This is a genomic window from bacterium, from assembly GCA_030247525.1.
Taxonomy (GTDB): domain Bacteria; phylum Electryoneota; class JAOADG01; order JAOADG01; family JAOADG01; genus JAOTSC01.
The window spans coordinates 1-11,873 of sequence record JAOTSC010000102.1; the positions used below are offsets into that span (position 1 = coordinate 1).

Here is an 11,873-nt window from a genome sequence, read left to right on the forward strand (position 1 = left end):
AAACTAATGTATCACCAACCGGCGGTGGTGGTGGTGGGTTTATTGAATCGACCCGATAGATTGAGAAGCCCGTTGAATACTCCGCTGCATATAGAATATTGTTTACAAGGCGTAATATAATCGGGGTCGAATTTACATATCTTCCAATTTGAACAAAATGTGCTGGATTCGATACATCGAATACCCATAAACCATTCGTCCCATTGGCTACATATAGTCTGTTATCAGCGAGCAAAACATCACAAGTATTTCCACTACTGAAACCATGCCACTGATTGAGTAGTTGTATACTTGATGGATTGGTAGCATTGTAGACTTTGACACCAGCGTCGAAGTTTGCTACATAAACGATTCCGTCTCTAACTACTAATCTGCGCGCAGTGCTTGTACCAGCAATCGAGCCAATGAGTATAGGTGAGGTTCGATTGGTGATGTCGTACACGCTTAATCCGCCGCTTGTTTGACCAGCGTACAAACGGTTGCCTTCAACTGCAATGCTTGAAATCCCTGAGTTTGTAACATCCCGAATCAATTGTGGAGATAACGGATTTGCAACGGAGTAAATGTGAATTCCCACATAGCGGTCAGCAACATACACTAGTGAATCAATCACAACAACGTGGTCAGCAAACGGAACTGTAAATGATGTTGTAACTGTAAGATGGCTGGGATTCGAGATGTTCACAATCGAACAGTGATTACGTGCAGCCATAAATGCATAGTTGTTATCAATCTGAGTGATGCCACCGCCGTTTGGAAGCGGGTTGTTAATTGAGACGGGGGAATTGGGTGATGTGATGTTCCAAGTTTGAAGCGATCCAGGATCACTGTCGACATAAAGGTAGTTGTCAAGTAACGACACATCCCATGTAATCGAACCAGGGTAGGAATGATTAAATACACGGGTAATCGTCAGTGAATCTTGAGCAAACGATAAGCTAACCAATAGAATCGAAAAAAGTGCGGAAATCAGCAGTCGATTCTGTTTCAAAGAAGCATCCCGGTTCATAGCGACCTCCTCCATTTGAAAAACGAACCTAACCAAAAAGAACAGCTTTTGTAGCAGTTAAAATGTGATGGCATTCCACCTCACTTTAAATATAGTTTGCAATCGAAGAAGGTCAAATAGAAATCCACAAAAACAGACGATATTTCATATCATTTGAGCTTTGCGTATGTTACAAAATAGCATATTTATGATAAATATATTCAACTGTCAACTAGTACTTTCGTAGAAGAATGTATCGACAGCACTTGACGATAACTCAATATCACAAAGAGCTGTTGTTAAGTTAACATATCATCTTTTTTTTAGTGAGATGCCTTAGAATATATTTTTGAAGTAAGAGCACTGAGTGAATCGATCAAGTGAGTGATAAAAGAAGGGCTTCAACTTTGCTATCTCAAAATGAGTCAGCAACACCAGTTCGGAAAGCAACCGATGAACTACTTTCCATCCCCGGAGTTGGAAAATCGATTGCTGCCGATTTACGTCAAATTGGTGTCCATCAAGTTGCCGATTTGGAAAATCGCGATCCCGAAGAGTTGTATCGACGATCCAACGCGAAAGCTGGGATGGTGCAGGATCGCTGCCTGTTGTATGTTTTTCGCTGCGCAGTGTATTATGCGAACGGTGGACGAAATCCCGAGCAGCTGAAATGGTGGAATTGGAAAGATACCGCAACAAAAAAGCAACGATAAGTATCGTTGCTTCTTCATTCTACCGGTAGTAATTCTAACTAAGCGCTAAGTCGTAGGCAATCACTTGGATGTGCTTTTTATCAGTCGTTGTTTTCATCTCAAGTGTCTTACCGAAGATTGGTCGTCCGGGTTCGGTCTTCAACTCATACGATTTCGGATCGGCATACTTAATCTCATTGTCACCAAACGACTTCGTCTTGTCCGACCAAGTTGTCCCCGCCGCATACTCGAAAGAGTATTGACCTGCACCCAGGTGGACGCGCAAGGTTTGACCAGATCGAACGATGACACTATGAACCAACTCGTTGGTTGTAGCGTTTCGAATTTTTACGAAGTAATGAATCCCACCCCCTTCGGCAACGAATTTGATAGGAATTTTCCCCAGCTCACCTTTCGATTCGATTAAACCACTGGTCGGTGCGGTATAGTAAGGATCGGGGCGGCTCTGTGGCGTTACCGGAATTTGTTTCTTCACTTCTTTAAGCGGTTCCGGCCGGGTTAGGGGTGGGCGTTGTATCTTGAGCGCAGCTTCTTGTTCTGCTTTGGCTAATGCGAACTTTCGTTCGTTATCCAATCGAATGCGATACTCGCCATTCAAGTAGTCACCAGTAACATAGACCCCGATACCAAACAAAAGCCCGATTGTTAGAGCGCCTGCCAACGAAGGTACTCCGCGTTTCTGCGCTTTCGCATCAAATTGGACAGCCTCTCCAACACTCTCGAAATCGTTAAACTTACGCGTAAGATTATGCAGCTTCTGCAATGTCGCATTCTTCAAATTTGTTCGATACACCGAAACAGCGACTTCTAAAGAACTGGCATCGGACGCTTTTTCTAAGCTGAGGTAAGTCGTCGAACCAACGAAATCGAGTAATACCGAAGCCCCCCGGAAAACGCCCATTGACTTGGTGTTTCGAATAACAACGGTCTGTAACAACTCGAGTGATTTATATTTGATCACTCCCGTTTCGTCGATTTGGATGAGGTGTAGTGGAGTTACAATGATACCCGGTTTCAGCGGACGCCAAAACCAGTATATCACTTTGGCAAGATAAATCGCAGAAATCGAGCACGCGAACAACGACCCGGCACCGAACAGAATCTGGTGCATGAATGACCAGACGAATTTTTCGCTTAGCCAACCAAGGAGCACCGCCCACACTGCCGCTGCAAACGAAAACAAAACGTAATAGTAGATTTTCCTTGATGTTAACACGAATTGGTCGTCGGTTTTATCCCCTTGCCGTTCAATGAGCTTCCTTAGCGCGGTTTCCGGTAAACTCCAAATGTTGGTGATCCCGGATGGGATATAGGGTGGAGGCAGTGGGTCGGTTATCACTTTGTTTGCACTGGTTACGTTATTACTGCTATGCAGTGAATCGTTCGGATAGGAACTCGTATTGGATAGCATACATCCTCCCAGTTCATGTTGTTTTGTTAAGTTATTCTTTCTTTCCAATGATTCAAAGAAATTTAGACTGTTAAGATGAATATGTCGGTTTCCTTTGGTTGATTCTACGTGGTATCTTTTTTAGTTTATTGTTGATTGCTTTCTTCTCTACCGCTTGTTCTCATCGGGTCGGAAATCCACTAAAGTAGTTTTTCAAAAGCATTGAATATTGTTCATGTTATGGAAAGGGAAACGATGAAACGGGACACCCAGCTTGCTTCGTTGCAAAAACATCTTACTGTTTTAGTTGACGAGATTGGCGAACGCACCTCTGGCTCGGAGAGCAATCGCCGGGCTGATGCGTATGTGTTGCGCCAGTTGCAATCGTGTGGTCTCGAGGTTGAAACCCAACCGTTCGATGTCATCGATTGGCAGTGTTTGGAGGCTCAACTTCCCATCGCCGGCGAAGCGATCCCGGTGTTTGCTTCCCAGTATTCCCGTCCTTGTTATGTGACTGCGCCAATTGCTTTGATAACAAAAGTGGAAGAGTTGGAACATGCCGAACTCAGGGGAAAAATCGCGTTACTGTATGGTGACTTTATCAAAGATACAATTATGCCCAAACGCTTCCGATTTTACAATCCCGAGGAGCACCAAAAACTCAATGCGCTCTTGGAAGCGAAGCAACCGGAAGCAGTTGTAACGGTTAGTAGTCGAGTGGATCGTGCGGTCGGGGCATTTGTCGATGCTGACTTAATTGTACCTTCAGCGTACGTTTCCTTTCAAGAGGAAGCGGTAGTACGCCGTTGGAATGGAAAGTTGGCGACTCTTCGACTCGACACCTTGCGTAATGCGACACAAAGCCAGACGATAATCGGTCAGAAAGTTGGAAAACAACCAACTAAGATCACCCTCTGTGCTCATCTCGATACGACGTTCGGAACCCCCGGCGCGATTGACGATGGCACCGGTATCGCGATTCTGCTAACATTGGCTGAGTGGTTGCAAGGAGTCAGTACTGAGCATACAATCGAGTGGCTGTTTTTCAACAGTGAGGATTCCGGCGGCGCCGAGGGCGAGATGTTGTACGATGACGATTTTGACGTGAATACCAACGGTCTACAACTCTTAATCAATGTCGATGGCGTCGGTTTGAAAGGGTACGCTCCGAGTGTGTGCAGCTTAAATCTGGATAACAAGCAACAGCAACGACTCGAAAAAGTAATCGCGAACGCCAGAAGTATCGTAACCGAAGAACCGTGGTATCAAGGGGATCACTCAATATTTGCGTTTCGTGGAGTTCCATGCATCGTGTTTTCTTCTGAACGGATCTTCTCGCAAGTGTACACCATACCTCATACCGAACACGATACGATTGAACAACTCGATTTCGATTCAATTCAGAGCGTCACGACAACAATCTACGAGCTGATACAAATCTGGTAGTCAATACTGACACGCCTTTTAAGACTTTGAATTTGGGAAATATTTCTCATACTTGACTGATAGATGCAACTCTCAATCTTTCTGTGTATATTCCACCAACCTCACAGATGAAATCCCAGATGCATTCACAATGATCAACGATCCTATCGATTAGGAGTAAGGATGAATTGGATTCTCCGGTTGCTTGCTTCATCCGTCGGCAAGAAAATTTTCATGGCGGTATCGGGTGTTTTGCTTTTGTTCTTTCTGATTGCCCACTTGGCAGGAAACCTGACCCTCGTCGGCGGCAAAGAAATGCTTGCTTTGTATGCGCACACCCTGCATAGTTTCCCCCTCGTTGTTGTCGCTATGGAGATCGGTCTTGGCGCGATATTTCTTGCCCATATCCTGTTAGGACTTACCCTTTTCTTGCAAAACCGCAAAGCCAAGGGGAGTCAATATGCGGTCTCCAGCGGCCGGGGCGGGAAGACTTGGGCAAGCGCTACCATGCCCTACAGTGGTTTGCTCATTCTCGTTTTTCTAATCATCCACCTCTCTGATTTCACTGTTAAGAATTATGTCAACGGTTGGACTGGTGAGGAGTTGGTGGAACAGGTGTTAATTGCATTCACCGGAACGGCAAGAATACTCTACTACATCGCGATGGTGATCATTGTCGGCATTCATGTCAGCCACGGTTTTTGGAGTCTCTTCCAATCGTTGGGCTGGACGAACAGTCGCACACTGCCTGTCCTGAAAATCGTCGGCAAAGTCGTTGGCGTTGCGTTTGCCATCGGCTTTGGTATCCTACCGCTCATCGCATTCTCACTGGCGAAATGAGGTAATGGAATGCAACTTGATTCGAAAATCCCCAGTGGACCAATCACCGAGAAGTGGACAAAGCACCGCTTCGATTTGAAACTGGTCAATCCGGCAAATAAACGGAAATACACGATCATCGTGGTCGGTACGGGTTTAGCGGGAGCATCGGCGGCAGCGTCGCTTGCCGAGCTTGGCTACAATGTCCACGCATTTACGCTCCACGATAGTCCCCGCCGCGCACATAGCATCGCCGCCCAAGGCGGTATCAATGCTGCGAAGAATTATCCCAACGATGGCGATTCGGTCTGGCGACTCTTCTACGATACGTTGAAAGGCGGCGACTACCGCGCCCGGGAAGCGAATGTGTACCGGCTTGCCGAAGTATCCAACAGCATCATCGACCAATGTGTCGCGCAGGGCGTTCCCTTTGCCCGCGAGTACGGCGGATTGCTCGACAATCGCAGTTTCGGCGGCGCGCAGGTATCACGCACGTTTTACGCGCGGGGTCAAACCGGACAGCAATTGCTGTTAGGCGCATACAGTGCATTGATGAAGGAAGTCGGGAAAGGTTCGGTGAAACTGTTCCCGCGCCGCGATTTGATTGACATCGTTACGATTGACGGTGTCGCGCGAGGTATTGTCGTCCGAAACTTGGTGACTGGTCAATTGGAATCTCACTCTGCCCATGCAATTTGCTTATGTACCGGCGGCTACGGCAATACATATTTCCTTTCCACGAATGCGATGAATTGCAACGTTTCCGCGGCGTGGGCAGCCTTCAAGAAGGGCGCTGGATTTGCCAATCCTTGTTATACCCAAATTCATCCCACTTGTATTCCGGTGCATGGCGATTATCAATCGAAACTTACTTTGATGAGCGAGAGTCTTCGCAATGACGGTCGAGTTTGGGTACCAAAGAAGCCGAAAGACCCTCGCAAGCCATCGGACATTCCCGATTCGGAACGGTACTACTTTCTTGAAGAACGCTACCCCAGTTTCGGGAATTTGGTCCCGCGCGATGTTGCATCGCGAAACGCGAAAATGGTCTGCGATGACGGTCTTGGCGTCGGTTCAACCGGGTTAGCGGTGTATCTCGACTTTACTGATTCGATCAAGCGGCTCGGTCAAAATAAAATCGCTGAACGGTATGGTAATCTGTTCGATATGTATGAGAAGATTACCGGTTCCAATCCCTATCAAGAACCGATGATGATTTATCCCGCGATACACTATACGATGGGTGGCATTTGGGTCGATTACAATTTGATGAGCACGCTCCCCGGTCTTCATGTCCTCGGAGAAGCGAACTTCAGCGATCACGGTGCGAACCGGCTTGGTGCGAGTGCGCTAATGCAAGGGTTAGCCGACGGTTATTTCGTGATTCCTTATACGATTGGAAACTACTTAGCAACCACGAAGTTTGCTCCGGTCGATTCGACGCATCCTGCTTTCCAAGCGGTAGAGAAGGAGGCGAACGAACGCATCAAGAAATTGATCTCGATCAATGGTCATCGTACGGTCGATGATTTCCACCGGCAGCTCGGAAAGATTATGTGGGACAATGTCGGGATGGCGAGAAACGAGAAAGGTCTCAAAACCGCACTCCAAGAGATTCCCGCTTTACGAGAAGAGTTCTGGAAGAATGTGAAAGTGACTGGCTCGGCGGCAGATTTTAATCAAACGCTGGAAAAAGCTTACCGGGTAGCAGATTTTCTTGATTTTAGTGAGTTGTTGGCAACTGACGCATTGAATCGTACTGAGTCGTGTGGTGGTCATTTCCGCGAAGAATCGCAGACCGAAGATAACGAAGCGAAGCGGGACGATGAGAATTACGCGTACGCCGCTGTCTGGGAATACGATGGTCCCGGGAAGCCGCCGAAACTAAACAAAGAGCAGTTAACATTCGAGCATGTGAAGCCGTCGCAGAGGAGCTATAAATAATGAGCGCCCACGAAGCAAAAACAATCAATCTGATATTGAAAGTTTGGCGGCAGCCGAATCCCAATCAGCCCGGCGCATTCGCCCACTATGACGCTAAGAACGTATCGACTGAAATGTCCTTCCTCGAGATGCTCGATGTAGTGAATGAAAGAATCACGTTGGAAGGAAAAGAGGAACCGATTGCGTTCGATCACGATTGTCGCGAGGGAATCTGTGGAATGTGCGGAGCGGTAGTGAATGGACAAGCACACGGCAGATTGAAGGGAACAACGCTGTGCCAGCTCCATATGCGGCACTTTAACGATGGTGAGACGCTATACATCGAGCCATTCCGAGCACAGGCGTTTCCCATTATCAAAGACCTTGCGGTTGACCGCAGCGGGTTTGATCAAATCATCGCCGCCGGTGGCTTTATCACGGTGAAAACCGGACAAGCGCCAAGTGCCGATGCGATACTTGTTCCTAAGAAAGATTCTGATTTGGCGATGGATGCAGCAGCTTGTATTGGCTGCGGAGCGTGTGTCGCTGCCTGTCCAAACGGATCGGCGATGCTGTTTGTGTCGGCGAAGGTTTCGCATCTCGGTCTATTGCCGCAGGGGCAACCGGAGCGGTATCAACGGGTTGCCCGGATGGTTTCAAAAATGGACGAACTTGGTTTCGGAAATTGTACCAATCATTTGGAATGCGAAGCGGCTTGTCCAAAAGAGATTAAGTTTACAAACATTGCGCGATTGAATCGTGATTATTTGCTGGCGCGGCTGACTGCCGCTGATCAGGAGACGGGTCCGGCAGGAGGTTTTTAATTCGTAATAGCAATCCGATTATGCTTTTTATCTACTGGAAAAACAGTATATTGTAGTAACGAATTCTTAACACATTCGACAACACATGATAAAAACATTAGTTCTCGGTCTCGGAAACGAAATGATCAGCGATGATGCCATTGGCATCTTGGCTGTTCGGCAGGCGCGTCGCCTTTGGGAGGCGCGACATTTAAACTCTGAGATCGAGTTTGTTGAGTGTTCGGTACATGGAATCGCCCTGTTGGAGTTCTTTATGGGATACGACCGGGCGATTTTAGTCGATTCAATTCAAACTGGAAAACACCCCCCAGGTACGATTTTAGTCGTCGATCCCAATAAATTAGCGCCGGTTACGGCACCTTCCCCTCATTTTACTGGTTTGCCGGAACTGTTGGGAATTGCCCACCAACTGAAACTTCCATTTCCGAAAGAATTTTCGATTTTGGCGATGGAAGTCAGCAATACGAACACCTTAGGGGAAAAACTTTCACCTGCGGTCGAGTTTGCGATGCCTTTGTTTGTTGATAAAATCATTGCATCCATTTAGTTGTAAGTCATTATCGATACTGTTCATCCTACTTTCGCATTTCCACCTCCGTTCCATTTACCTGCAAAATTGTACCCTTCCAAACACTCAACAAACCACCTTTTTCCAAACCATTACCGGTGTTATATTCCTCCATTAACACACAGAGGAATCAATGTCACACGAAAAACGATTAAAGATTGGCGTATTGACCGGCGGCGGCGACTGTCCGGGTTTGAATGCAGTTATCCGTGCGGTAGTACGACGTGCGGTCCACTCGTATGGATTTGAAGTCTTCGGCTTTCGCGATGGTTGGAAAGGTTTGATTGAAGGCCGGATTGAACCGCTTAGTTCGATTTCGGTCACCGGTATTCTTCGCCGGGGTGGTACCATACTTGGTACTTCGCGCACGAATCCGCGCAAAAAACAAGATCATCTTGACGCAATCGTACATCACATGAAGAAGTATGAGATCGATGCCTTAATCCCCATCGGTGGCGACGACACGCTTGGGGTTGCGCTTTGGATGCATGGTCTGGGATTTCAAGTCGTCGGCGTTCCGAAAACTATTGATAACGACATCAAGGGCACCGACTACACCTTCGGTTTTAATACCGCGGTGGAAACGGTTACTGAAGCGCTCGACAAATTGCAAACGACTGCCGAGTCACACCACCGAATCATGGTCGTTGAAGTAATGGGACGTCACGCCGGATGGATCGCAACGATGGCAGGGATTGCCGGTGGTGCCGATGAAATCCTCATCCCGGAAATGCCGTTCGATATCGAAGATGTCGTTGCAAGACTCATGGAGCGGCATAAGCGGCGAAGTTTCTCTATTGTCGTCGTCGCGGAAGGTGCAGTTCCCAAAGATGGTGGAATGACTACAATTTCCGATAAAAAGGATGCATTTGGTCACGTTATGCTTGGCGGTATCGGACAGTGGGTATCCGACGAAATCGAGAAACGTACCGGTTGCGAGACCCGATATACGAATCTTGGTCATATCCAACGTGGTGGTATCCCGACGGCGTACGACCGGATCCTCTCGACTCGGTTTGGCGTGGCGGCAGTCGACGCAGTAGCTAATGGCGAGCGGGGTAAGATGGTTGCCCTCCGAAGCGAAGATATTATCTTGATTCCGCTCGAAGATGCTGTGTTACAGAATAAAGTGGTCAATCCGGAATTTTACGAAATTGCCAGTTTATTCTTTTAATTGATTGTTTGTTGTTATATGTTACAGGGGAGCGAACGCTCCCCTTTTTCTTTTCAACTTATTTCTTCTTGCGGTTTCACTTTGGAGAACGAGCCATGAAGAAGTACCGATTTCTTCTCCTCATACTTGCCATTGTAGCAACAAAACCAGTGACGTTAATGAAGTAAATCTTGGCTTGAATCTTGGTAAATAAGCGAAAGTATTTGCGATTTATTGTATTTGGAACATGCAATCGGATTGGAACGTATGTATCTTATAGCCCAATTTCTACCGTCGACCACCTCTCCGAGATATGCTACCCTGACCAGACGGTAATTCAAAGAATACTCAATGGAGGAATACATGGCACTTCGTGTCGCAATCAACGGTTTTGGTCGCATCGGTCGACTGGTTTTCAAAGTCGCATATAAACGTCCCGATGTCGAATTTGTAGCAATCAACGATATCACCGACGCAAAAACATTAGCCCATCTTTTAAAGTATGATTCCGTACATGGCAGATTTCCCGAAGCGGTAACGACTGAGGGCACCGATATAATCGTAGCCGGTAAAAAGATAGCCGTATCTGCCATCAAAGACCCGGCGCAGCTTCCCTGGTCAGCGCTTAATGTCGATGTCGTCATCGAATCGACTGGCAAATTCACCAAAATGGAAGACCTGCAAAAGCATGTTTCCGCTGGTGCAAAAAAGGTTCTGCTGACCGTTCCGGCGAAAGACCCCATCGATGCGATGATCGTGATGGGTGTGAACGAAGATATGCTGAAACCAGAGCATAAAGTAGTGTCGAATGCAAGCTGCACGACCAACTGTCTTGCTCCGGTAGCAAAAGTGTTGCATGACAATTTCGGCATCGTTCGCGGTTGGATGACGACGATTCACTCCTACACCAACGATCAACAAATTCTCGATTTACCACACAAGGATTTACGCCGTGCCCGCGCTGCCGCTCTTTCGATGATTCCGACCACCACCGGCGCTGCCCGTGCCGTAGGAAAAGTTATTCCCGCATTGAAAGGAAAACTCGACGGCATCGCAATTCGTGTTCCGACACCCGATGGTTCCTTAGTCGATCTCGTGTGCGAAGTTGCGAAAGACACCACACCTGAAGAGATCAATGCGGCGATGCAAGCGGCTTCCAATGGTGCGATGAAAGGTATTCTCGAGTACACCGAAGATGAAATTGTGTCAATTGATATCGTTGGAAATTCGCACTCTTCTATCTTCGATGCGAAGTCTACGCAAGTTATGGATAAGCGATTGGTTAAAGTTCTCGCATGGTATGACAACGAATGGGGTTACTCGAATCGCGTCGTCGATCTCATGATGAAACTCAAGTAAAGTAACTGTAGGACAGAAGTAAAAGTAGGTAGGACAGACACTCTTGTCTGTCCACCTCACGTAGACGGAATAGTGCGTCTACCCCAATCTATATGCTGAGTGAATTGCAGGATTTACCCTACCATTGAGAGGGTAAACACCTTACTGGTGGAGCGATCTATGAAGAAAACCATTCGCGATATTCAAGCGCGCGGAAAACGTATCCTCGTAAGAGTCGATTTTAATGTACCGATGCAAGATGGCGAAATTACCGACGACCGACGAATTATTGAATCGTTACCGACGATTCGCCATTTATTGGAAAATGGTGCACGGGTCATTTTAGCGTCGCACCTCGGACGCCCTAAGGGTGGACCCGATCCTAAGTATTCACTGAAACCATGTGCAATCCGTTTAAGCGAGCTGTTGGCGCAACCAGTTGCCTTTGCCCCCGATTGTATTGGTTTGGAAGTGGAGCGAATGGCAGCGGCGATGCACGATGGTGATGTATTAGTATTAGAGAATGTCCGATTCCATCCCGAAGAGGAGAAGAACGATCCGGCATTTTCCGAAGCGTTGGCAAAAGTCGCTGAAGTATATGTTAACGACGCTTTCGGTTCGGCGCATCGCGCGCATGCCTCGACCGAAGGGGTTACGAAGTTTTTAAACCCGTGTGTCGGAGGATTCCTGATGGAAGAAGAGTTGCAATACTTAGCTGTTTCGATGAGTAAT

The 11,873-nt window shown here is 47.3% G+C and carries 11 protein-coding genes; 9 read left to right on the forward strand and 2 right to left on the reverse strand.

The window, feature by feature from the left end; genetic code table 11:
• Positions 1-1,009: hypothetical protein (locus tag OEM52_10040; GenBank protein ID MDK9700471.1), on the reverse strand; the 1,009-nt coding region annotated here is incomplete at its 3' end.
• 386 nt (positions 1,010-1,395) lie between these two features.
• On the opposite strand from OEM52_10040, the gene OEM52_10045 reads away from it, so the two are divergent.
• On the forward strand, positions 1,396-1,701 hold the full coding sequence (locus tag OEM52_10045; protein ID MDK9700472.1) for a helix-hairpin-helix domain-containing protein: 306 nt from the start codon (positions 1,396-1,398) through the stop codon (positions 1,699-1,701).
• 34 nt (positions 1,702-1,735) lie between these two features.
• Here OEM52_10045 and OEM52_10050 read toward each other — a convergent pair whose 3' ends face one another.
• Complete coding sequence (locus tag OEM52_10050; protein ID MDK9700473.1) at positions 1,736-3,112, reverse strand: hypothetical protein; 1,377 nt, start codon at positions 3,110-3,112, stop codon at positions 1,736-1,738.
• Positions 3,113-3,346: 234 nt separating this feature from the next.
• Between OEM52_10050 and OEM52_10055 the strand changes: the two genes are divergently transcribed.
• The 8 genes from OEM52_10055 to pgk form a co-directional block, all read left to right on the forward strand.
• Positions 3,347-4,537 (forward strand): M28 family metallopeptidase, encoded by a 1,191-nt coding sequence (locus OEM52_10055; GenBank protein MDK9700474.1) that lies wholly within the window; start codon positions 3,347-3,349, stop codon positions 4,535-4,537.
• A 162-nt stretch (positions 4,538-4,699) separates the two neighbouring features.
• Positions 4,700-5,356 carry a succinate dehydrogenase cytochrome b subunit gene (locus OEM52_10060; GenBank protein ID MDK9700475.1) on the forward strand — a complete coding sequence of 219 codons (657 nt, stop codon included), beginning with the start codon at positions 4,700-4,702 and terminating at the stop codon, positions 5,354-5,356.
• 9 nt (positions 5,357-5,365) lie between these two features.
• On the forward strand, positions 5,366-7,279 hold the full coding sequence (locus tag OEM52_10065) for a fumarate reductase/succinate dehydrogenase flavoprotein subunit (protein ID MDK9700476.1): 1,914 nt from the start codon (positions 5,366-5,368) through the stop codon (positions 7,277-7,279).
• Complete coding sequence (locus tag OEM52_10070) at positions 7,279-8,082, forward strand: succinate dehydrogenase/fumarate reductase iron-sulfur subunit (GenBank protein MDK9700477.1); 804 nt, start codon at positions 7,279-7,281, stop codon at positions 8,080-8,082. The genes OEM52_10065 and OEM52_10070 overlap by 1 nt, the downstream gene beginning before the upstream one ends.
• Before the next feature lie 85 nt (positions 8,083-8,167).
• Positions 8,168-8,629 carry a hydrogenase maturation protease gene (locus OEM52_10075; protein MDK9700478.1) on the forward strand — a complete coding sequence of 154 codons (462 nt, stop codon included), beginning with the start codon at positions 8,168-8,170 and terminating at the stop codon, positions 8,627-8,629.
• 154 nt (positions 8,630-8,783) lie between these two features.
• A complete protein-coding gene (locus OEM52_10080) occupies positions 8,784-9,824 on the forward strand; it encodes a 6-phosphofructokinase (protein MDK9700479.1) in 1,041 nt (346 codons plus the stop codon).
• Positions 9,825-10,166: 342 nt separating this feature from the next.
• On the forward strand, positions 10,167-11,162 hold the full coding sequence (gene gap, locus OEM52_10085; protein ID MDK9700480.1) for a type I glyceraldehyde-3-phosphate dehydrogenase: 996 nt from the start codon (positions 10,167-10,169) through the stop codon (positions 11,160-11,162).
• A 159-nt stretch (positions 11,163-11,321) separates the two neighbouring features.
• On the forward strand, positions 11,322-11,873 hold a 552-nt coding region (gene pgk, locus OEM52_10090; GenBank protein MDK9700481.1), incomplete at its 3' end, for a phosphoglycerate kinase.